Annotated in this window: 19 protein-coding genes; 10 read left to right on the top strand and 9 right to left on the bottom strand. The window is 72.6% G+C overall.

Annotated features, from left to right (window positions below; genetic code table 11):
- Nucleotides 1–90: 90 nt before the first annotated feature.
- Nucleotides 91–1098: a PaaX family transcriptional regulator gene (locus tag FRAEUI1C_RS08225; protein ID WP_013422836.1), complete on the bottom strand. Its 1008-nt coding sequence runs from the start codon at nucleotides 1096–1098 to the stop codon at nucleotides 91–93.
- Between the two features lie 391 nt (nucleotides 1099–1489).
- Here FRAEUI1C_RS08225 and FRAEUI1C_RS08220 point away from each other — a divergent pair, with 391 nt between their 5' ends.
- The 5 genes from FRAEUI1C_RS08220 to FRAEUI1C_RS08200 all read left to right on the top strand — a co-directional run bounded on the left by FRAEUI1C_RS08220 (nucleotide 1490) and on the right by FRAEUI1C_RS08200 (nucleotide 6211).
- Nucleotides 1490–3169 (top strand): glutamate--tRNA ligase, encoded by a 1680-nt coding sequence (locus FRAEUI1C_RS08220; RefSeq protein WP_013422835.1) that lies wholly within the window; start codon nucleotides 1490–1492, stop codon nucleotides 3167–3169.
- 4 nt (nucleotides 3170–3173) lie between these two features.
- On the top strand, nucleotides 3174–3401 hold the full coding sequence (locus tag FRAEUI1C_RS08215; RefSeq protein ID WP_013422834.1) for a hypothetical protein: 228 nt from the start codon (nucleotides 3174–3176) through the stop codon (nucleotides 3399–3401).
- A 158-nt stretch (nucleotides 3402–3559) separates the two neighbouring features.
- Entirely contained in the window at nucleotides 3560–5347 is a 1788-nt protein-coding gene (locus FRAEUI1C_RS08210; RefSeq protein ID WP_232425343.1) for an acyl-CoA dehydrogenase, read from the top strand.
- 121 nt (nucleotides 5348–5468) lie between these two features.
- A complete protein-coding gene (locus FRAEUI1C_RS08205) occupies nucleotides 5469–5876 on the top strand; it encodes a YidH family protein (protein WP_013422832.1) in 408 nt (135 codons plus the stop codon).
- Nucleotides 5873–6211: a DUF202 domain-containing protein gene (locus FRAEUI1C_RS08200; protein ID WP_013422831.1), complete on the top strand. Its 339-nt coding sequence runs from the start codon at nucleotides 5873–5875 to the stop codon at nucleotides 6209–6211. The genes FRAEUI1C_RS08205 and FRAEUI1C_RS08200 overlap by 4 nt, the downstream gene beginning before the upstream one ends.
- Before the next feature lie 20 nt (nucleotides 6212–6231).
- Here the strand turns inward: FRAEUI1C_RS08200 and FRAEUI1C_RS08195 are convergent, their stop codons facing one another.
- On the bottom strand, nucleotides 6232–6753 hold the full coding sequence (locus FRAEUI1C_RS08195; protein WP_013422830.1) for a helix-turn-helix domain-containing protein: 522 nt from the start codon (nucleotides 6751–6753) through the stop codon (nucleotides 6232–6234).
- A 119-nt stretch (nucleotides 6754–6872) separates the two neighbouring features.
- Here FRAEUI1C_RS08195 and FRAEUI1C_RS08190 point away from each other — a divergent pair, with 119 nt between their 5' ends.
- On the top strand, nucleotides 6873–7649 hold the full coding sequence (locus tag FRAEUI1C_RS08190; RefSeq protein ID WP_013422829.1) for a siderophore-interacting protein: 777 nt from the start codon (nucleotides 6873–6875) through the stop codon (nucleotides 7647–7649).
- Nucleotides 7650–7734: 85 nt separating this feature from the next.
- Nucleotides 7735–8787, top strand: a complete 1053-nt coding sequence (locus FRAEUI1C_RS08185; protein ID WP_013422828.1) for an isopenicillin N synthase family dioxygenase — start codon at nucleotides 7735–7737, stop codon at nucleotides 8785–8787.
- A 27-nt stretch (nucleotides 8788–8814) separates the two neighbouring features.
- Here FRAEUI1C_RS08185 and FRAEUI1C_RS08180 read toward each other — a convergent pair whose 3' ends face one another.
- The 4 genes from FRAEUI1C_RS08180 to FRAEUI1C_RS08165 form a co-directional block, all read right to left on the bottom strand.
- On the bottom strand, nucleotides 8815–9579 hold the full coding sequence (locus FRAEUI1C_RS08180; protein ID WP_013422827.1) for a methyltransferase domain-containing protein: 765 nt from the start codon (nucleotides 9577–9579) through the stop codon (nucleotides 8815–8817).
- Between the two features lie 197 nt (nucleotides 9580–9776).
- Nucleotides 9777–10337 (bottom strand): MerR family transcriptional regulator, encoded by a 561-nt coding sequence (locus FRAEUI1C_RS08175; protein ID WP_013422826.1) that lies wholly within the window; start codon nucleotides 10335–10337, stop codon nucleotides 9777–9779.
- Between the two features lie 209 nt (nucleotides 10338–10546).
- The gene (locus FRAEUI1C_RS08170; protein ID WP_095522655.1) at nucleotides 10547–12463 is read right to left on the bottom strand and encodes an MFS transporter; all 1917 of its coding nucleotides are present in this window, start codon (nucleotides 12461–12463) and stop codon (nucleotides 10547–10549) included.
- Between the two features lie 424 nt (nucleotides 12464–12887).
- Nucleotides 12888–13832, bottom strand: coding sequence for a type IV toxin-antitoxin system AbiEi family antitoxin domain-containing protein (locus FRAEUI1C_RS08165; protein ID WP_232425342.1), 945 nt, complete (start codon nucleotides 13830–13832; stop codon nucleotides 12888–12890).
- Nucleotides 13833–14028: 196 nt separating this feature from the next.
- Here FRAEUI1C_RS08165 and FRAEUI1C_RS08160 point away from each other — a divergent pair, with 196 nt between their 5' ends.
- Complete coding sequence (locus FRAEUI1C_RS08160) at nucleotides 14029–14916, top strand: bifunctional helix-turn-helix transcriptional regulator/GNAT family N-acetyltransferase (RefSeq protein ID WP_013422823.1); 888 nt, start codon at nucleotides 14029–14031, stop codon at nucleotides 14914–14916.
- Nucleotides 14917–14925: 9 nt separating this feature from the next.
- Here FRAEUI1C_RS08160 and FRAEUI1C_RS08155 read toward each other — a convergent pair whose 3' ends face one another.
- Nucleotides 14926–15408 (bottom strand): peroxiredoxin, encoded by a 483-nt coding sequence (locus FRAEUI1C_RS08155; RefSeq protein WP_013422822.1) that lies wholly within the window; start codon nucleotides 15406–15408, stop codon nucleotides 14926–14928.
- Between the two features lie 187 nt (nucleotides 15409–15595).
- On the opposite strand from FRAEUI1C_RS08155, the gene FRAEUI1C_RS08150 reads away from it, so the two are divergent.
- Entirely contained in the window at nucleotides 15596–16711 is a 1116-nt protein-coding gene (locus tag FRAEUI1C_RS08150) for a GDSL-type esterase/lipase family protein (protein ID WP_013422821.1), read from the top strand.
- Between the two features lie 169 nt (nucleotides 16712–16880).
- On the top strand, nucleotides 16881–18011 hold the full coding sequence (locus tag FRAEUI1C_RS08145) for a GDSL-type esterase/lipase family protein (protein ID WP_041260362.1): 1131 nt from the start codon (nucleotides 16881–16883) through the stop codon (nucleotides 18009–18011).
- Between the two features lie 34 nt (nucleotides 18012–18045).
- Here FRAEUI1C_RS08145 and FRAEUI1C_RS08140 read toward each other — a convergent pair whose 3' ends face one another.
- On the bottom strand, nucleotides 18046–18723 hold the full coding sequence (locus tag FRAEUI1C_RS08140) for a hypothetical protein (protein ID WP_013422819.1): 678 nt from the start codon (nucleotides 18721–18723) through the stop codon (nucleotides 18046–18048).
- A 159-nt stretch (nucleotides 18724–18882) separates the two neighbouring features.
- Entirely contained in the window at nucleotides 18883–21042 is a 2160-nt protein-coding gene (locus tag FRAEUI1C_RS08135) for an acyl-CoA dehydrogenase family protein (RefSeq protein ID WP_013422818.1), read from the bottom strand.
- Between the last annotated feature and the right edge of the window lie 11 nt (nucleotides 21043–21053).

Below are 21053 nucleotides of genomic sequence, written 5' to 3'. Positions count from 1 at the left end.
ATCGCGGATTTGGCCCTGGGGCGGTCGTGGCAAGGACGTTTTCACGACCACCTCAGGGCTCAAGCGGCGATCATGACCGGTGCCGCGCCCCTAGCGTCGGGCGGATGGGCCGCCGGCGGAGCCCTCGGAACGCTGGTAGCCGGCCAGCCCGGCCAGCTCTGGCGCCGACTCGCCGACGACCGCGCGGAACCGCTCGACGGCCAGCGGGCCCAACGCGTCGTAGGTCTCGGCGAACAGCTCGCGGGCGCCACGGCGCGGCCAGCGCTCGGGCAGCAGGTCGAGTGGGAGGTCCGGGTCGAGGCTCGGGAAGCGCCACCAGGCGTTGAGCAGCGCGGTCCTGGCCACCAGCGCCGGCGCGCCGGCGACCCCGCCGGCCCGGACCTGGTCCCGCAACGGGCTGGTGGTCGCGACGAACTCCTCGTACTGCCCACGGAGCTCGGAGAGGTCCCAGGCGGCCATCGGCGGGCGCGGGTCGCTGCGGCGGGCGTCGACGGTCGTGGTCAGCACGGTGGACGCCAGCACCCCCAGTTCGGCGAACACCCGGCGGGCGGGCTCCGCGACCGGGCGGGGGCTGACCCACATGCCGTCGTAGAGCGGGGCGAACCCGAGCCAGCGCAGCCGGCTGCGCACGGTGTGCCGGACGTCGCGCAGGTCCTCGGGCAGTGAGAAGGCGGCGACGGTCCACCGGCCGTCCCACGGCTCGTGCCGCTCGCCGAAGGACCGCAGCCGGTGCACGTTCTCCAGGACGACCTCGGACGCCGCCGCGGTCAGCCCGTAGTAGGTGTGGCGGCCGACCTTGGAGGACTCGAGGACGCCGCGCCGGGCCAGCCGGGACAGCGCGGCGCGGGCGCCGACGGTGGTCACGCCGAAGTCGCCCAGCAGCGCGACGAGGGCGGCGGAGGGCAGGTGCTCGCGCCGGCCGTACCAGTAGTCACCGAGCAGGGTGGTCAACAGCCGCTGCGGCTGTGGGCCCTCCTGGGTGCGCGGGAGGTCGACCTCGGGGTGCGTGGGCAGCGCGCGCAGGGCTGGCCGCTGTGGGGGTACCAGCGGGTGGGCCGGAAGGTGGTCCGGCCCGATTGTCCGGCGCGGCGAGGTCACAAAGGGGCAGTTTACGAGGGTCCTCGGCGGAGTTGGACCGATCGGTCGGACACGGACATCGGCACGCTCGTGACCGGCCAGGCCACGGCGGTCGGCGGACCACCAAAAGTGCCGTGTGGGCAGGGTGAGCCGAGGCGGTCCACGACCGCGGCCGCCGCCCGAGCACCCGGCCGGGCGCGGCCCGGACGCGCGGGGCGCCGGGGCCGCGGCGCCGCGTACTAACATCGACACGGGTCCGCGGTGGCCAGGACTGATCCGCCGAGCCCCACCCATCCGAACGTTCAGCGCCGACGCGGGCCGATAGGTCGCTCGGCGGGGACCCGGCGGGTTCGGACGAGAACGATCCCGAACACGCCCGGACGACAAACGGCCCCTGGAAGGACGACCCGTCATGCTTGAGCGGGACGAGATCGACGCCCTGTTCCCCCGGGTCCCCGCCGGACCGACTTCCGCGGACCGGCCGGACGGCGATCTGCCCGGCCCGGAGTACTGGGAGCAGCGCTACCCGCCCCGGGACCTGCCGGCGGGCGCGATGGTCACCCGGTTCTCGCCGAGCCCGACCGGCGCCGCCCACCTCGGCGGCGTCTACGTGGCGATGCTCGACAAGGACCTCGCCCGGCACTCCGGTGGCGTCTACCTCATCCGGGTCGAGGACACCGACCAGGCCAGGACCGTCGAGGGCGCGCTCCTGCAGTTCGACGCGGCGTTCACCTACTTCGGGGTCCACGCCGACGAGACGCCGGAGAAGGGCGCCTACGGCCCGTACACCCAGTCCGAGCGGGCCGAGATCTACCTCTCGTACGCCCGCGAGTTCCTGCGGGACGGCCGGGCGTACCTGTGCTTCGCCACCAAGGAGGAACTGGCCGCGTCGGCCGAGCAGCAGCGGGCCGCGAAGGTGCCGACCGGGTACTACGCCCGGTGGGCGCTGTGGCGCGACGCCCCGGACGAGCGGGTCCGGGAGGCGCTCGCCGCGGGCCGGCCCTACGTCGTCCGGTTCCGCTCCCCCGGCGGCTCCAGGGTCACCTACACCGACCTGATCCGCGGCGAGATCACCGCGGACGCGAACCGCAACGACGTCGTCCTGCTGAAGTCCTCCGACAGCCCGCTGCGGCTGCCGACCTACCACTTCGCGCACGCCGTCGACGACCACCTGATGCGGGTCACCCACGTGATCCGCGCCGACGAGTGGCTGTCGTCGGTGCCCCTGCACCTGCAGCTGTTCGACGCGGCCGGCTTCGAGCGGATCCCGTACGCGCACATCGCGCCGCTGCTCAAGGGGGACGGGTCGGGCAAGCGGAAGCTGTCCAAGCGCAAGGACCCGGAGGCGTCGGTCGAGTTCTACATCGCCGCCGGCTACCCGGCGGACGCCGTCCTCTACTACCTGCGCGGACTGATCAACGGCCGGCTGGCCGCGCTGCCGATGGACCAGGCGCTCGCCGAGCCGCTGCGCCTCTCGGAGGCCGGCGTCTCCGGCGCCCTGGTCGACCTGGTCAAGCTGGAGGACATCGCGGCCGACCACATCGCGACCCTGTCCGGCCAGACGATCGTGGACGAGGTGCTCGGCTGGGCCGACGTCCACGACACGGAGCTCGCGGCGGCGGTCCGCGCCGAGCCGGGGGTCGCGCTGCGTGCCCTGGACATCGAGCGGACCGGCGTCGAGAACCCCCGCAAGGACCTGCGCAAGTGGTCGGATTTCCGGTCGGTCTACGGCTACTTCTTCGCGGCGCTGTTCGAGCCGGTCACCGACCCGGCCGACCCTCGGCTCGGCGGCCTGCCGGCGGAGGTGGTCCGCGCGCTGTGCGAGGACTTCCTGCGCGACTACCGGCACGTCAACGACAGCGACGAGTGGTTCGCCCAGATCCGGGCCGCCGCCGTCGCGAACAGGTTCGCCGGTAGCCCGAAGGAGTACAAGGCCGACAAGGACGCCTTCGTCGGCTCGACCAAGGAGGCCGCGCAGGTCTTCCGCGTCCTGCTGACCGGCTCGAACCGCAGCCCCGCGTTCCACCTGGTCACCCAGGCCCTGGGCGAGCCCGAAACCCGCCGCCGCCTCGGCGCGGTCCTGGCAGGCTGAGGCCGTGGCAACCGTGGGCGTCTCCCTCATCATCGACGGCACGATCGAGCACCGGATCGACATCAGCGGCCTGCTGGACAGCGCCGAGCCCTGGAAGGCACAGCTCGCCGCGCTGACCCAGACGATCCAGGGCTGGATCGCCCAGAGCGAGGTGACGGCACTCCCCCTCGACGGCGGCGGCCAGGTCGTCGTGTCCTGGCGGACGATCAGAACGGTCGAGGTCAGGCCCTAGCCCAGCGGTCGCGGCAGCGGGGCAGGTCATTGGATACTGGATAAAATCGAGCCCGGGCGGCGGCCACGGCCGAGCGCTGGGCCGGCCGACCGGTTGTCCGGGCCGTCTTCGAGTGCCGCGAGGGGTTGTCCATGCCGCCAGGTGGCAGTGCCGAGTCTGTGATCTTCTCGCGGCGGGATCTGGACTTCCTGCTGTACGAGTGGCTCGACGTGACGGCGCTGACGGCGCGGGAACGGTTCGCCGAGCACGACCGGGAGACGTTCGACGCGCTCCTCGACCTCGCCGAGCAGGTCGCGACCGAGCACTTCTACCCGCACCTGCGCCGCTCGGACCTCAACGAGCCGACGTTCGACGGCGAGCGGGTGCACCTGATCCCCGAGATCGGGGCGGCCGTCGACGTGTTCGCGAAGACCGGGCTGATCGCCGCCACGATGGATGCCGAGGTCGGCGGCGCGCAGCTGCCCGTGGTGGTCGCGGACGCCTGCTTCTCGTGGCTGATGGCGGCCAACGTCTCGACGTTCAGCTATCCGTTCCTGACGATCGGCAACTCGAACCTGCTGCTCGCGCACGGCAGCCCCGAGCAGGTCGACGCCTACGTCCGCCCGCAGCTCGACGGCCGCTTCCACGGCACGATGTGCCTGTCGGAGCCGCAGGCCGGGTCGTCGCTGTCGGACATCATCACCAGGGCCGAGCCACGCCCGGACGGCAGCTACCGGGTCTTCGGCAACAAGATGTGGATCTCGGCCGGCGAGCACGAGCTGGGCGAGAACATCGTCCATCTGGTGCTGGCGAAGATCCCCGGCGGCCCGGCGGGCGTCAAGGGCATCAGCCTGTTCGTCGTCCCGAAGTTCCTGGTGAACACGGACGGCTCCGTCGGCGAGCGCAACGACGTCGTCCTCGCCGGCCTGAACCACAAGATGGGCTACCGCGGCACCACCAACACGCTGCTGAACTTCGGCGAGGGCAAGTACACCCCCGGCGGCGAGCCGGGCGCGATCGGCTACCTGGTCGGCCAGCCGCACCAGGGCCTCTCGTACATGTTCACGATGATGAACGAGGCCAGGATCAAGGTCGGCGCGGGCGCGATGGCGCTCGGCTACACCGGCTACCTGAAGTCGCTGAAGTACGCCAAGGAGCGCCCGCAGGGCCGCCCGCCGGCCGGCAAGGACGCCCGCGCCCCGCAGATCCCCATCATCGAGCACGCGGACGTGCGGCGGATGCTGCTCGCGCAGAAGTCGTACGTGGAGGGGGCGCTCGCGCTGGTCCTCTACGCCGGGAAGCTGCTGGACGACGAGCGGACCGCGCCGACCGCCGAGGAGCGCGACCGGGCCCACCTGCTGCTGGACACGCTCACCCCGATCGTGAAGAGCTGGCCGTCGCAGTGGTGCCTGGAGGCCAACAACCTCGCGATCCAGATCCACGGCGGCTACGGCTACACCCGTGAGTACGACGTCGAGCTGCACTTCCGCGACAACCGGCTGAACCCGATCCACGAGGGCACGCACGGCATTCAGGGCCTGGACCTGCTGGGACGCAAGGTGGCGCTGCGGGGCGGCGCGGGACTGGCCGCGCTGGCCGAGGCGGTGAACGCGACCGTGTCCACGGCGACGGCCGCGGGCGGCGAGCTCGCCGAGCTCGCCGGCCAGCTCGGCGCGACCGTCGAGCGCATCGTGGAGGTCACGGCGAAGCTGTGGGGCACGGGCGACCCCGACGTCACGCTGGCCAACGCGAGCGTCTACCTCGAGGCGGTCGGCCACACCGTGATCGCCTGGCTCTGGCTGGAGCAGGCGCTCGCCGCCGCCGGCAGGCAGGGGCCGTTCTACGACGGCAAGCGCGCGGCCGCCCGCTTCTTCTACCGGTACGAGCTGCCGAGGACCGCGCCCCAGCTCGACCTGCTCGCGAGCCTCGACCGCACCACCCTCGACACCGACCCCGCCTGGCTGTAGCCGCCCCAGTTCCGCGGCACCGTCCTGGAGGCTGGAACCTGGCGCGATGCCCGAAATCCCACCTGGCCGACGTGGAAAGTTCGCCAAGGCGGGCCCGAAGCGACCCCGCTAGGTTGACGCCGTGGACTGGCTGCGGCGGCTCGCCGGACAGACCGGCGGCAGGAAGCCGCCCGTGCACACCGTCGGCACCGACCCGGACTATCGGTTCAGCCTGGCGAACGAACGCACCTTTCTGGCCTGGATCCGCACCGCGCTGGCGCTGTTGGCCGGTGGGATCGCGGTCGTGCAGATCGTGCCGAGCTTCTCGATCGGCTGGGCCCGTCACATCCTCGGGATCGCGCTGATCGTGCTGGCGATCCTGATCGCCGCGACCAGCTACACCCGTTGGGAGCGCCGGGAGCGCGCGATCCGCGAGGGCGCGCCGCTGCCCCCGTCGCTGCTGCCCCGCCTGGTCGGCCTGGGCATCTCCGCCGTCATGATCAGCGCCATGGTGTTCATCCTGGTCGACGTGGCCCGAGGCCGCCGATGACCGACCGGCTGGAGCACCCCACCGAGGTCCTCGACTCCGGGATGCAGAGCGAGCGCACCTATCTGGCCTGGCAGCGCACCGGCCTCGGCTTCGCCGCCAACGGCGCCCTGCTGCTGCACGCCGCCCTCGACGGCCGGACGCCGCTGGTCGTCCCCGGGCTGATCGCCCTGGTCGTGACGGCCCTGCTCGTCGGCCGGGCCCAGGTGCGCTACCGCTCGACCGTGGCCGCGATCCGCCGTGAGCGCTCCCCCGAGGACCACCGCGCCCTGGCGGTCACGGCCGCCCTGACGACCGCTCTGTGCGTCACCGGACTCGTCGCGATCCTGCTGCGCTGACGCACGGACCGGCGGCCGGGTCAGCCGGCCGGGGCCGGGCCGGGGCCGGCCAGCCAGGCGAGGACCGCGGTGCGGGTGAGACGCCAGGACTCGCCGATGCGACGAGCGGGAAGCTCGCCGGACTCGACCAGCGCGCGTAGGTCGTCGACGGGGACGCGCACCAGCTCCGCGGCCTCCTCGAGCGTCAGCACCTCGCTCACCGGCGCGGCGGGCGCCTCCGGTTCGGGCGCCGCGGCCTTGCTCATCCGCACCTTCGGCCCGGCCGCGTCGGCGTCCTGGTCGTCGGCGCCGGAACGCTTGCGCCACAGGTCACCCGGGCGCGGGGGCCGAGGCGCGCCCTCGTGCCTGCCCTGGCTGTTGCCGTCCCGGCCGTGCGGACGGAAGACGATCTCGTCGCCCTCGATGTCGAGATGGTCGGAGACCAGCGTGGCGAGCAGGTCGCGCTTGCTGACGCCGAAGCGCTCCGCGGCCTTGTCGAGCTTCTGCGCGAGCTTGTCCGGCATCCGGACGTAGACGGCCCTGGTCGGTTCGGACGGGGTCATCCCGGCCTCCTGAGGTTTCCGTGCGAAGCGGCCCTGGATGCGGGCAACCCCCGCACGGACCGACTCGATCGATAGCTATCGTATAGCTAGCTAGCAGGATCCGTACCTCCGGAGGAGTCATGGACGCGACAACCCCCGCCCCGACGGCGCGGCCCGCCCGCTCGTCGCGCAACCCGCTGGCCCGCGTGCTACACCGGGCGCAGGTGGCGGCCGTCGAGCAGCTGGCCGCCCGCACCCGCCGGATCACGCTGACCGGCGACGCCCTGGCCGGGCTGGACTGGACGCCCGGCCAGCACGTGAGCGTCGTGCTCGCCGACCCTTCGGTGCCCGGCTCCTGGCTGCGCAGCCCGCGGGACCTCAAGCGCACCTACTCGGTGTGGGACTACGCCCCCGACGGCCGGCTCGACCTGGCCGTCTACGACCACGGCGGCGACGGCCCCGGCGCCCGGTGGGCCCGCGAGGCCGCCGCCGGCCGCGGCGTCCTGGTCAAGGGCCCGGAGGGGCACCTCGTGGCCCAGCCCGACGCGCCGTACCACGTGTTCGCCGGGGATGACACCGCGGCGGTCGCCTTCGGCGCGATCCTGCGGGCCCTGCCCGCGACGGCGCCCGTGTTCGGAGCGGTCGAGCACGACACCCCGGGCGACGCGCTGCCGCTGCCGCGACGCGACGAGCTGACCTTCGTCTACCGCGAGGGCGCGCCAGCCGCCGACTCGCCACGGCTGCCGGCCGCGCTCGCCGACCTGCCGCTGCCGGCCGAGCCCGGCGTCGCCTACCTGGCCGGTGAGGCCCGCGCGATCCAGAGTGCGCGCCGGCATCTGGTCGAGGAACGCGGCTGGCCGCGCCGCAACGTCGTCACCCACCCGTTCTGGACACCGGGACGCCGTGGCATGGACTGACCCGCGCTTTTCCGTCCCGTAACGGCGGTGACGCCGCGGCTGGCTACCGTCGGGGCGAGCGGCGGCGGAGGCTGGAGGTGGCGCGATGGGTTCGGCCAGGACGAGTCACGGGACGCTCGACGTCCCGGTGATCGATCTTTCCGGGTACCGGCGCGGCGAGCCGGCGGCCGCCAGGGCCCTCGCGGCGGCGGTCGACGACGCCGCGCGCACGGTCGGGTTCATGCAGGTCGTCGGCCACGGGATCCCGGCGGGGACCGAGGCCGGCCTGACCGCCGCGCTGGACACCTTCTTCGCGCTGCCGATGGCGACGAAGCTCGCCAGCCGGCCGGCGTCGACGGCGGTCAACCGCGGCTACAGCCCGCCCCGCTCGGAGCGCCTCAGCCACAGTCTCGGCGTCTACTCCCCCGCGGACCTGTTCGAGGCCTTCAACGTCGGCATCGAGGCCGGTGAGTACCCCGGCCTCGGCCTGCCGGCGAGCTACTACGCGGACAACATCTGGCCGGCCGGGGCGGCCGGCTTCCGGGCCGGCGTCGAGAGGTGGTTCGCCGCCGCGCGCCAGCTCGCCGAGACGCTGACGGGGGTCTTCGCGCTCGCCCTCGGGCTGCCGGCCGGCTATTTCGACGCCTTTCAGTCGCATTCGCTCGACGTGCTGCGGATGAACAACTACCTGGTCCCGGGCGACGTCACCCTCGAGGAGGGCCAGGTCGGCATGGGCGCCCATACCGACTACGGGATCGTGACGATCCTGTGGGCCGACCCGGTGCCCGGCCTGCAGATCCTCGACCGGGCCGGCCGGTGGCACGATGTGCTGCCCGCCCCGGGCGCGCTGCTGGTGAACCTGGGCGACCTGCTGGCCCGCTGGACCAACGACCGCTGGGTCTCGACCATGCACCGCGTGGTCCCGCCCCGCGATGCCGGCGGGCGGCTGGTCCGCCGCCGCTCGGCCGCCTACTTCCACGACGGGGACGTCGACGCCGTGATCGCCTGTCTTCCCGGCTGCGCCACACCCGACAACCCGGCCCGCTACGAGCCGGTCACCGTCGCCGACCATCTGACGGCCAAGCTCACCGGCTCCCGCGGCCTCGTCCTCAACGCCGCCGCCACTCATGAGGCCGCCCGGCTGCGCCCGACGGACTGACCTCGCCCCGGCCGCTCGCCGACGTCGCTATGGGTAGGCGGTGATCAGGCGCAGCGCGCCGGTGAACTCGTTCTGCAGCCGCAGCGCGGCGTGGCGGCGGTCCCAGGCGCCGGACACCAGGTCGGCGCGCAGCTGGGCCACGCCACGGGCCACGATCTCGGGCCCGATGAAGACCCACGGGGACTGGGCTCGCCGGATCGTCGGGTCGAGGAAGCATTCGGGCCGGCCGAGGAAGGCCTCGATGAAGCCGTCGCAGCAGTCGGCTGGCACCGGTACGGGCGTGACCACCGTCGTACCGCCGAGAGCCGCCACGATGCGCCCGATCGAGGGCATCCGGCGCTGCTCGTAGGCGACCAGCTCGGGGACGTACTCGACGAGCCAGTTCCGGTCGAAGGCGTCGCCGTCGAAGGTGAGCAGGACGACCGGGCCGCGGCTGACCCGGCGCAGCTCACACAGGCCCCGTTCCAGGTCGGCCCACTGATGAACCGTGTTCGTCGCCATCGCCGCGGCGAACGCGCCGTCGGCGAACGGCAGCGCCTCCGCGACCGCGGCGACGACCTGGGCCCGGCCGGTGAGGCGCTGGGCCCGCATCCGGGCCGACGGCTCGACCGCGACGACGCACCGGCCCACCGGCTCGTAGGAGCCGGCCCCGGCCCCCACGTTGACGACCGTGCGCGCCTCACCCAGGGCGGCATGCACGAAAGCGGCGATGCGCGGGTCGGTCCGCCGGCGCAGCGCGTAGCCGCCGCCATGGGTCTCGTAGTCGAAGTCGCCGGCCGTCGGGGCGGTCACGTGAGCCTCCTGAGCCGGCGGCGGCCACCGAGAAGGACGACGCTGACCGGACCGTACGGTCCGGGCCTCTGTCGCCTGCACCGGGCGGCGGGTGGTTGCGGGACCTCCCAAGTCCACGACACCCCGCCCGTGACGTCCACGGAATTTCCGCTGGTCTGAGGTTCGGGGCCGCACCAGGGCCCCGGTCCGCCCGCCCGTCAGCCGGGGAGGGTCTCCCGGAGCCGGTCGTTGCGGGCGACGCGGGCGTCCAGCTCGTCGCGGAACGAGACCAGGCCCTTGATCTTGCCTTCGACCTGGTCGCGCAGGTTCAGGTACACCTCGCGGGCCTCGTCCAGCAGGCTGACCCGGTCCTCGGTGCTCGCCACCGCCCAGTCCTGGCGGACCCGGGCCAGCCGGTCCTCGTGGCCGAGGATGGCGCGTACCTCGTCCAGGTTGAAGCCGAGCAGCTGCTGCAGCTCCCGGATGCGGCGGACCCGGGCCAGGTCGTCCGGGCCGTAGAGCCGGTTCCCTCCGCTGGTCCGCCCTGATGGGGTGAGCAGGCCCATCTCCTCGTAGTACCGCAGCGAGCGCACCGAGACGCCGACCTCCCGGGACGCCGGCCCGATCGCGAGCAGGGCCGGCTCCGCGGCCGCGCCGACGGCGGCGGGGTTGGTCGCGCCGTCAGCCGCGCCAGTCGCGTCAGCACCGGGACTCCCGGCTAAGGCCGGGCCGCCGGCCTGGTCGCCGCGAACGGCGGCGATCGTCCCACTGTCCGTCATGACCTAAGTATTCCCAGCGGGGGGCTCCGAGCGCGCGCTGTGCGCCGCCGGGGGCCACATGTCGGCCGGTCGGGCCCAGCTCGCCGGGCGGCTGGTAGGCCCCTCGGCGAGCGCCGGGCGGCCGACGGGCCCGACCGCCCGGCGAGTGGCCTCGGCTTCGGCCAGGGCCGGACGCCGGCGCGGTGACGCCGGTTGGCGCGGCAACGTCGTCATGTCGCCCGGTTCGCGGCCGGCAGCCCCATCGCGCCGGCCGCGTCCGTCGCCTCGGCCGGGTCGACGCCGCCCACGCCACCGGCCCCGGCCTCCCCCGCGGCGGCGTCACCCGCGCCGGCCAGGCCCGCGGCCGTCTCCGCGGCGAGCGAGCGATGCACGGGCTGCTCGGTGCCGCCGCGCAGCCAGGAGACCACCGCGCCGATCACGCAGGCGAGCGCCGCGAACGCGAACGCGAGGTGCAGTCCGTCGCCGAACGGGCCGGAGATCAGGTGGGGGAAGAACTCCTGCCCGGTCAGGTAGCTGGCCCGGTCCGGCGGGAGGGTCGACAGCGTCGACGAGCCGATCAGCTGCTGGATCGGGTTGTAGCCGAGGAACGCGGCGAAGAGGCTGCCGACCGGCGGAATGCCGGCGATCTCGTGCGCCTTCGCGGCCGGCACCCCCTGCGCGGCCAGACCCGAGAACAGCGTGTGCGGCAGCGAGGCCGCCAGGCCCAGGCCGATCACCGTGAAGAAGACGCCGATCGAGAGCACCTGCGCGGAGTTCTGGAACGTGTTGAGCATCCCGGCGCCTGCGCCCCGCCGGTTCGGCGGCAGGCCGTTCATCACGGCCGCGGTGTTCGGGGCCGCGAACAGGCCCATCGACATCCCGATGAGCATCAGAGCGAGGGCGAACCCGATGTAGTTGAAGTCGATCGGGATGACGTCGAAGATCCCGAAGCCGGCCGCGCTCACGAGCATGCCGACGGTCGCGAAGGGCCGGGCGCCATAGCGGTCGGACAGCCGCCCGGCGATCGGCCCGGAGATCAGGAAGCCGACCGTCATCGGGATCATGTAGATGCCTGCCCACAGCGGCGTCCGCTCGAAGCTGTAGCCGTGCAGCGGCAGCCAGATGCCCTGCAACCAGATGATCAGCATGAACTGCAGGCCACCGCGGGCGAGCGCCCCCAGCAGGCCGGCGATCACGCCCATGGTGAAGCCACGGTTCTTGAACAGCTCCAGGGCGAACATCGGGTCGCTGACCCGGGTCTCGATGAAGCAGAACAGGATCAGCACGGCGACGCCGCCGATCATCGCCGTGAGCACCCACGGGTTCGTCCAGCCCATCGTGTGCCCGCCATACGGCTGCAGGCCGTAGACGATGCCGACCAGCACAGAGATGAGCCCGGCGGCGAAGGTCAGGTTGCCCCACCAGTCGATCCTGGCCGGGGTCCGCACGCCGTTGTCCTTGAGCTTCACGTACGCCCACACGGTGCCGAAGACGCCGAAAGGCACCGAGACGATGAAGACCAGGTGCCATTCGATCGGGGCGAGCAGACCGCCGATCAGCAGCCCGAGGAACGACCCCGAGATCGCGGCGACTCCGTTGACGCCGATGGCGAAGCCCCGCTCGTTCGCCGGGAACGCGTCCGTGATGATCGCCGAGGAGTTGGCCATCAGCATCGCGCCGCCGACGCCCTGCACGACCCGGACAATGATGATCCACAGTGCCGCCGCGTCGCCGTGCATCCAGGTGACGGCCAGCAGGATCGACGCCGCCGTGAACACCGCGAAGCCCAGGTTGTAACAGCGCACCCGGCCGAACATGTCGCCGACCCGGCCCAGGCTCACCACCAGCACCGACGTGACGAGCATGAAGCCCATCAGGATCCACAGGAAGTACGAGGTGTTGCCCGGAGCCAGCGGATCGATGCCGATCCCGCGGAAGATGTCCGGCAACGCGATCAGCAGGATCGACGCGTTCACCGTGGCCATCAGGATGCCGATGGTCGTGTTGATCAGCACGGTCCACTTGTAGCTGTCGCCGCGGACCTCCGCGTCTCCCGGCGGGGCCGCCGCACCCCGTAGTCGTGACCCGGTCCCGTTCAGCGCTGCGCTCTCCGACGTCGTCACGATCCCCGACGCTACTACCTCCATCTCACGTCAACGTAAGATTCCGCCAGCCTTCTCCCTCACACTCCCCGCCCCGACCAAACCGCCGCACGACCCCAGCGCCACGACGGGTTCGACCGCGCGACGCCAGGCGCCGAGCTCATCTGCCCTCCGACGCCGGACCGAGCAGCCAGCCCGACCCCATTCGCCACGCCGGCCGCCCTCCCGCAGAGCGGCCACCCGTCTCATCGCGCCGATTTCCATACCAAACTGGCGATCAATCCCGGCGCCGGGCTCGGACAGAAACCATGATCGCCAGCCTGGTATGCAAATCGGTGTTCCGTGGCCGATTTGCGCCTTTATCCATACGTGGTTCGCGATCAAGGCGCGCCAGTCGACCCATCGGCGGGGAAGATCAGCATCTTGGTATGGAAATCGGTGCCGTCGGGGGCAGCGACCGGCGAGCCGCCTAGAAGAATTCCTGCACCGCGGCCAACAGGCCGGCGACCTGGGCGACGATCCAGCCGGGCCGGCGTTCGACGTCCCACCAGGTCACCCGCTGCACACGCCAATGAAGCCTGACCAGCGCGTTCTGTCGATCACGGTCGCGGTAGGCAGGCGCGGGATCGGAGTGATATCCCACGCCGTCGGCCTCGACGCACACCCCTCGCGACGGCCAGGCCATGTCGACCCGGGCTACGAACCCGCCACCTTCATTGAAGATCCGATACTGCAGTTCCTCCGGACGAAGGCCCGCATCGGTCACGATCAGCCGAACGTGGGTCTCAAGAGGCGATTCGGACCGCGAGTCGACCTCCCGGAGCCAGGGACGCCGAGCAACGGCTCCAGACCGGCCGAACAACTGGGCCAGCACCGGTCCCATGTCAGGAACCCAGCCCGCCCGCAGCCCGGCGTCGAGCGCCGAGATCGCCCGCATCCGGTCAAGGGCGAGCGTGAGGTCGGCCAGCGTCCGGGCCGGTGACGTCACTGGGATTCCGGCCAGGCTGTGGACGTCACGCGCCTCGATCTCACCGACATGGAACACGACCCCCGGAACGGCGACCCGCGCGTTCCGGTGGCTGACCAACAGGTGGACGGGCTCCGCGGGCCCAGACAACGCGAGTGCGTCCAGACCAGCCAGCCGGGCCGCCGTGATGCCGCACACCACTGCGTCCGGGCGCCGGTGGATCGCCGCGCGCGCCTTCCCCCGGACCGCGTCCGCGCCGGGCACGAGATAGGTCGTCCGCCCCGGTCGCGACCAGGTGCCCGAGCGGACCAGCCCCCTGAGCCGGCCGTCGGTGAGCCCGGCCTCCAGCGCCTGCTCCCGGGTGATCATTCCGTCCTGCCGGCGGGCCACCCGGAGTGACTCGGCAAGGGCCAGATCCTCCAGCCGCCGGCGTTCAAGATCCGTCACGGCTCATAGGCTTCGCCACCGGATCGACACAGGCAAGCCGTGCCTGACAGCTGTGGACAAGCGCGGGGTGGTGGAGGGGGGAGCGGCGAGTGTCCCGGTAGCCCGCGGGACACCCACCGAGCCGGCCACGAGCCGGCGGCTCGACGTTCGGCCAGGGCGCGTCGTCGCTGGATTTCTCTGACTAAGGTCAGAGGATATGGATGACGTTACGGCCGTGGTGCGGCGGTTCAATCGGGCCTACACGCAGCGGATCGGCGCGCTGGAGGAGTCGTTCCTCGGGATGGGGCTGCCGCTGGGGACCGCGCGGCTGCTGTTCGAGATCGGGGCGGGGCCGACGACGACGCAGGGGCTGCGAGCACGCCTCGGGTTGGACTCGGGGTATCTGAGCCGCCTGCTGCGCCGGCTGGAGGAGGACGGGCTGGTCGCGGTCGAGCCGGATCCGGACGACCGGAGACGCCGGCTGGTCGGCCTGACCGAGGCCGGCCGGCGCCGCTGGCGGGGGCTGGAGGACAGGTCCGAGGAGCGGGCCCGCCAGCTGGTCGAACCCCTCTCCGCGCGGCATCGGGCCCGGCTGGCGGCGGCGCTGAGCGAGGCCGACCTGCTGGTCCGGGCAGCGACGGTGACATTCGAGCCGGTCGATCCGCGCGGGCCGGTGGCTCGGGGCGCGGTCGACCGGTACTTCGCCGAGATCGGCCGCCGGTTCGGCTTCGACGCGACCGGCCAGGCCGGGCAGGACGCCGTCGAGCTGGCCGCGCCGCACGGGATCTTCCTCGTGGCCTGCGACGACGGCCAGCCGGTCGCCTGTGGCGGCGTGCGGACGATCGCCGACGGCGTCGGCGAGGTGAAACGCATGTGGGTCGACGACAGGTGGCGCGGGGTGGGTCTCGGCTCCCGCCTGCTGCGCCAGCTCGAGGACGCGGCCCGGACGCTGGGGCACCGGGCGGCTCGCCTCGACACCAACGAGACGCTCACCGAGGCGATCGCCCTGTACGGGCGCGCGGGCTATCACCGCACCGCCCGGTACAACGACAACCCCTACGCCACCCACTTCTTCGAGAAGACCCTCATGGCCCCCGGCGGGTGACGGCCCGGGCTACAGCCGGGTGAGGACGGCCTCGCACGAGCTGACGTCGACACCGCGCTGGGGCTCGACGTCGAGGTTGCGAATGACACCGTTCTCGATCACGGCGGCGTAGCGCTGGGACCGGACGCCGAGGCCGGCCGCCGTCATGTCGCCGGTGAGGCCCATCGCCTCGGTGAACCTCGCGCTGCCGTCGGCGATCATCACGATCTTGTCGCCGACGCCCTGCGAGGCGGCCCACGCCTGCATCACCCACGGGTCGTTCACCGCGACGCAGGCGATCCGGTCGACGCCCTTCGAGGCGAGCTCGTCCGCCTGGGCGACGAAGCCCGGCAGGTGGATCTTCGAACAGCCGGGCGTGAACGCCCCGGGGACGGCGAACAGCACCACCTTCCCGGAACCGAGCAGCTCGGCGCTGCGCACGGTCACCGGGCCCTCCTCGCCCATCAGCTGGACCTCGACGTCCGGAACCCGATCGCCGACCGCGACCGACATGAGCCCACCTCCATTCCGAAGTTCCGACAATCCGACATCCGAAATTCCGACATTCCGATCGCGGACACGTCGCGACCGACAGCCAGCTCGGCAACGGTCCCGCAGGACCGCTTTGAACGCAGACTATGTGGGGGTGGGCTGAGCGCGGCGGCGCAACGTCGCTTCCTAGAATCGGAGCGTGTCCGGTATGGGTGAGGTTGGCCGCGGCTTCAGCCTCAGGCGGTGGCGACCGACGGCGTTACGGGCGACCGTGGTCGGGCTCGCCGTGGCGGTCACCGCGGCGGCCTGCGGTGGCTCCGGCGCGACGGGCGGCAAGACCTCCCCGGGCTCCCGGACCCGGGTCATGATCATCGGCGACTCGCTCACCCAGGGGACGGCCGGCGACTACACCTGGCGCTACCGGCTGGCCGGTCACCTCACGCTCACGGCGCCGGGGCGGGTCGACCTCGTCGGCGACCGCACCGATCTCTACGACCCGCTGACCGACGACGCCGGCTCGCACGCCTACCTGGACCCGAAGTTCGACACCGACCACCACGCGGACTGGCGCGACGCGTTCCGGCTGGAGATCCCGAAGGTCGAGGGGCTGCTGCGCAAGGTGCCGGCCGACGTGCTCCTGGTCGGGCTGGGCGAGAACGACCTGACCTACTGGACCAAGCCGGCCGAGACCGTCGCGCTGACGAAGCAGTTCATCGACAACGCCCGCAAGGCCAACCCGAACATCACCATCGTCCTCGGCCACGTGCTGACCAGGTGGGACTACCTGCGGGACGACCTCGGCCTGCCGATCGCCACCGACTACAACCGGCTGCTGGACGCGCAGGTGCCGCGCTGGTCGACGCCGACGTCCAAGGTCGTCATCGCGCTGACCGACCAGGGCTGGGACCCGCAGAAGGACACCTGGGACGGCACCCACCCGAACCCGGACGGCGAGATGCTGATCGCGCGGGGCTTCGCGAACGCGCTGCACGGCCTCGGGATCGGCGGCCCGTTCGGACCGGTGTACGGCGGGCTGACCTGGCCGGAGAAGGGCGGGACGCCGACGGTCATCCCGGCCGGCGGTACCCGTTACACGCTGAGCTGGCCGGCCGCCGCCGGGACGGACGACTTCATCGTCGAGCGGCGGATCTCGTCCGCGAACGAGGCCTCGTTCACCCGGCTTCCCGGCTCGGTGAAGGGCACGAGCTGGACCACGGACAGCCTCCCGGCCGGGGCCACCGTCGCCTACCGGATCATCCCGCTCAAGTTCTGGATGGCCGGTCAGCCCGGCCCGCCGGTCGAGTTCACCGTTCCGGCCCAGTAGGGTCGCCGTCGGCGCGCAGGGCGCCCGGCCAGCGGCACAGGCCAGCGCCGGACCAGCGGGCCACGGCACGGACGTTCAGGGCACGGACGGCGTTCAGGGCACGGACGGGCTCCGGCAAAGGCGACACCACGGGGTGAATGTCGCATTCCGCCCCTCTATTGTGTCCGACATGACACGGCTCGGGCGTGATCGAGGTAACGGCGGCCGGCCCTCGGCCGCGTGGCTGACCGCGCTCCTGCTGGCCGCCGTGGCGGTCGCGGCGGCCGGCTGCGGCGGCGCGGCGAAGGCGGCGGACGCGCAGCCCACGGCGTCGGCGCAGCCACGGCTGCGGGTCATGATCTTCGGCGACTCGACCACGCAGGAGACGGCCGGCGACTACACCTGGCGCTACCGGCTGGCCGCGCACCTGTCGTTCTCGGCGCCGGGCCGGGTCGACTTCGTCGGCACCCGCGACGACGTGCACGACAACGTCTCCGACACGGCCGGGTCGCACGCCTACCTCAACCCGGTGTTCGACAGCCAGCACTCGTCCGTCTGGGGCGACTCGCTCTACCTGGAGAACCCCAAGGTCGAGAGCGTGCTGCAGAAGGTCCCTGCGGACGTCGCGCTGGTCCTGCTCGGCGGGAACGACCTGGAGTTCCGGACCAACGCGCCACAGACGGTCGTCAAGATCAAGCAGTTCGTCGACAACGCCCGCAAGGCCAACCCGAAGCTGACGTTCGTGCTGGGCCACGTGCTGACCCGCTGGAACCCCGACTTCAACGCGATCGCTCTCCCGCAGGCGGTGGACTACAACAAGCTGCTCGACCAGCAGGCTCCCGGCTGGTCGACGCCCACGTCGCAGGTCATCACCGCGCCGACGGACCTGGGCTGGGATCCCCGCAAGGACACCTGGGACGGCTCCCACCCGAACCCGAACGGCGAGATGGTGATCGCCCGTGGCTTCGCGAACGCGCTGCACGACCTCGGCATCGGCGGCAAGTTCGGGGCGGTCTTCGGCAACCTCACCTGGCCCGAGAAGGGCGGGGTCCCGGTGGCCGCGCCGGCCGGTGGCACCCACTACACGGTGACGTGGCCGGCGGCCCCCGGAGCGACCGCCTACCTGATCGAACGCCGGACCGGCTCGACGGACGACCAGACCTACGTCCGATGGCCCGCGCAGATCAAGGGCCTGACCTTCACCACGGAGAACCTGCCCCGAGGCAGCACTGTCTACTACCGGGTGATCCCGGTGAAGGTGTGGATGACCGGCCAACCGGGGCCGGCCGTCGAGATCAACGTGCCCAGCAGCCGCGCGTAGCCGCCAAGGCGGACCGCGGACCGCGGGCTCGACGCTAGAAACGCGGCTCGACGTACGGGTGGACGTAGAAGCCGTCGTAGAACGGGGTGAACCAGGCGCTGATCGGGTCGCCGGCCCGGGATCCTGCGAGTTCGGGGGCCTCGTCGAACAGGCGCAGGTGAGCGTCGTTCTCGAACGCCTGCTCCTCGAAGAACTGGTAGCGCGCCCGCGGGTCGTCGTCGAGCCCGTAACGGTCGAGCAGGCTCGCCGCCTCCTCCACCACGAGGTAGAGGGCCAGCTGCTCGGCCAGGCAGGCGATCGGGATCCAGTCCGGCTCGGCCAGCCGGCCGGTGACGCTGACCGTCGCGACGAGCAGCCGCCGGGCGAAGTCGACCGTGTAGTGGTCTCCGTAGGCCTGGGGCAGGCGGGACAGCGGCCCGTCCTCGCGTCCGACCACGTCGGCGGCCACGGCGTCCACCCTGGTCATCAGCAACGCGGCGATGTCGACGCACAGGTCGTCGACGAACGTCGTGCAGGCGGTGATGAGCGCGCCGGCCGCGACGACCGCGTGGTCGCCGTCGCTGCCGGGCTCCGGGTCCCGGCCGGTCCGCGGACCGGCCGAGTCCAGGGTGAAGGTGTCGACGTCGAAGGCCCGTAGCGAACGGGCCGCCCGCCGCATGTGCGCCATCGCGTCAGCCTGCGCCTCGACGTCCACCAGCCCACGCCGCCCCACGATGATCTCCCCATCTCGCTGCGGGCGCGCCTGCCGCGCCGGTTCAACCCGGCGCCAACCATAGCGATTCCGGCGAATCGCCGGCCACCGCGAGCCCGCCGGCCCGCCGGCGGCGCCTGCCGGGCGGGACCGGCAGGCGGCGCGCCGACGGGGGCTTGCCTACTTCAGCAGCGGGTCGCGGGGCAGGCCGAGGATGCGTTCGGCGATCTGGTTGCGGGTGATCTCGGAGGTGCCGCCGGCGATCGTCATCGCGCGCCAGGACAGCGCCGAGCGCCCGGCCATCGTGCCTGGGCCTTCCAGGAACGCCGCCTCTGGCCCGGCGAACGCGAGGGCGAGGTAGGCCGCGTCGCCGATGTGCTCCGCCAGGGCCAGCTTGGTGATGTTGCCCTCCGGCCCGGGCTCGCCGCCCGACACGGCCCGCACCGCGGAGCGAAGGTTGAGCTGGCGCAGCGCGAGGCCGGTGGCGAGGAACTGGCCGACCCACTCCGCCGCGCCAGGGAACGCGTCCGGCTGGGCCTTGTAGAGCTCGATGGGGTCGCCGGGCTGGGGGGCACCGACGCCGCCGCCGATGCTGACCCGCTCGTTGCCGAGGGTGGCGCGAGCGACCTTCCAGCCCTGGTTGGGCTCGCCGACGACGTCCGCGTCCGGCACGAACACATCGGTCAGAAAGACCTCGTTGAAGCCGCTGTCGCCGGTGGTCTGGCGCAGCGGGCGGACCTCGACGCCGGGGGCGTTCATGTCAATGATCATGACGGTGACGCCGGCGTGCTTGGCGGCGGCGAAGTCGGTGCGCACGGTCGCCAGGCCGCGCCGGCAGTACTGGGCGCCGCTGGTCCAGACCTTCTGGCCGTTGATGACCCAGCCGCCGTCCGCCTTCTCCGCGCGGGTTCGCACGGCGGCCGCGTCGGAGCCGGCGGCCGGCTCGGAGAACAGCTGGCACCAGATCTCCTCCCGGGTCAGCGCCTTGCGGACGTACCGGGAGATCTGGTCGGGGGTCCCGTGCTGGACGAGAGTGAGGATGTTCCAGCTGGTGATGCCGTAGTTCGGCCGCCGCACGCCCGCCGCGGCGAACTCCTCGTCGATGACGAGCTGCAGGCCGGCCGGCGCCTCGATGCCCCACGGCTTCGGCCAGTGCGGCTGGACATACCCGGTGTCGATGAGCCGTTCGAGCTGCTCCTGCTCGGGCAGCGCGGCGAGTTCCTGGGCCAGCGCGCGGACCCCGGCGCGGGCGGCCTCGACCTCGTCCGGCAGGTCCAGCGACGCGGCCCGGACGCCGCCGGCGGCGGTCAGCCTGGTCAGGTCGGCGGCCGCGGCCCGCGGGCCGAGCACCGCCGTCAAGGTCGTCGCGCGGCGCAGCAGCAGGTGGGCGTCGTGCTCCCAGGTGAAGCCGATGCCGCCGTGGACCTGGGTGTTGAGCGAGGCGTTGCCGGCGAACGCGGGCAGCGCGAGGGCCGCGGCGCTCGCCGCGGCCAGCGACAGCTCGTCGACGCTCGCGCCGTCGGTGGCGGCCCGGGCGGCGTCCCAGACCGCGGCGGTCGCGAGCTCAGCGGCTACCAGCATGTTCGCCAGGTGGTGCTTGATCGCCTGGAACGAGCCGATCGACCGGCCGAACTGCTCGCGGACCTTGGCGTAGGCGGTGGCGACCTCGACCGCCTCCAGCGCGCCGCCGACGGCCTCCGCGCCGTAGACGACCCGAGCCAGCGCGAGCGCGGTCGCGGCGGCCCCGGGGAGGACCTCGGTCGGGGTGACCCCGTCGAGGGTCAGGCGAGCGGAGCGACGCCCCGGGTCCAGGGCTTGCGGGACGGTGACGGTCACGCCGGCGGCGGTGGCCGGCACGACGACGACGTCCTCTCCCGCGACCAGGACGAACAGCGACGCGAGCCCACCGCCGAGCACCACGCCCGCGTCGCCCGAGACCGTGCCGTCGGTGAGGGTGAGGTCGCCGAGCAGGCCGACGGCACCCGTGACGTCGCCCGCGGCGAGCCCGGGCAGGAGGCGGGCTCGCTGGTCCGGCGAGCCGGCGGCCGCGACGACGGCGGAGGCCGCGACGGTGGGCACGAACGGCCCGGGCGCGACGGCCCGGCCGAGCTCCTCTACGACGACGACCAGCTCGTTCAGCCCGGCTCCGCCGCCGCCGTGCTCCTCCGGCAGGTGGACGCCGAGCAGCCCCAGGTCGGCGAACGGCTTCCAGAAGGCGGGCAGTGGCTCCTCGTCCGCTTCGAGTAACGCCCGACCGGCGGCGCGTGCCTCGTGCGACGTGAGGAACGCCCGCGTCGTGCGGGCCAGCTCGCGGTGCTCCTCGCTGATGGCGATCGCCATGACCAGACCTC

Source organism: Pseudofrankia inefficax, assembly GCF_000166135.1.
Classification (GTDB): Bacteria; Actinomycetota; Actinomycetes; order Frankiales; family Frankiaceae; genus Pseudofrankia; species Pseudofrankia inefficax.
This window is presented reverse-complemented; position numbering and strand designations above follow the sequence as displayed.

What these genes read in the sequence shown, in the direction of transcription:
- FRAEUI1C_RS08175 (WP_013422826.1), bottom strand. Translation starts at nt 10,337, where the DNA reads ATGACGGACAGTGGGACGATCGCCGCCGTTCGCGGCGACCAGGCCGGC.
- FRAEUI1C_RS08190 (WP_013422829.1), top strand. Translation starts at nt 6,873, where the DNA reads ATGGACGCGACAACCCCCGCCCCGACGGCGCGGCCCGCCCGCTCGTCG.
- FRAEUI1C_RS08160 (WP_013422823.1), top strand. Translation starts at nt 14,029, where the DNA reads ATGGATGACGTTACGGCCGTGGTGCGGCGGTTCAATCGGGCCTACACG.
- FRAEUI1C_RS08170 (WP_095522655.1), bottom strand. Translation starts at nt 12,463, where the DNA reads ATGGAGGTAGTAGCGTCGGGGATCGTGACGACGTCGGAGAGCGCAGCG.
- FRAEUI1C_RS08185 (WP_013422828.1), top strand. Translation starts at nt 7,735, where the DNA reads ATGGGTTCGGCCAGGACGAGTCACGGGACGCTCGACGTCCCGGTGATC.
- FRAEUI1C_RS08155 (WP_013422822.1), bottom strand. Translation starts at nt 15,408, where the DNA reads ATGTCGGTCGCGGTCGGCGATCGGGTTCCGGACGTCGAGGTCCAGCTG.
- FRAEUI1C_RS08195 (WP_013422830.1), bottom strand. Translation starts at nt 6,753, where the DNA reads ATGACCCCGTCCGAACCGACCAGGGCCGTCTACGTCCGGATGCCGGAC.
- FRAEUI1C_RS08200 (WP_013422831.1), top strand. Translation starts at nt 5,873, where the DNA reads ATGACCGACCGGCTGGAGCACCCCACCGAGGTCCTCGACTCCGGGATG.
- FRAEUI1C_RS08150 (WP_013422821.1), top strand. Translation starts at nt 15,596, where the DNA reads ATGGGTGAGGTTGGCCGCGGCTTCAGCCTCAGGCGGTGGCGACCGACG.
- FRAEUI1C_RS08145 (WP_041260362.1), top strand. Translation starts at nt 16,881, where the DNA reads ATGACACGGCTCGGGCGTGATCGAGGTAACGGCGGCCGGCCCTCGGCC.
- FRAEUI1C_RS08220 (WP_013422835.1), top strand. Translation starts at nt 1,490, where the DNA reads ATGCTTGAGCGGGACGAGATCGACGCCCTGTTCCCCCGGGTCCCCGCC.
- FRAEUI1C_RS08135 (WP_013422818.1), bottom strand. Translation starts at nt 21,042, where the DNA reads ATGGCGATCGCCATCAGCGAGGAGCACCGCGAGCTGGCCCGCACGACG.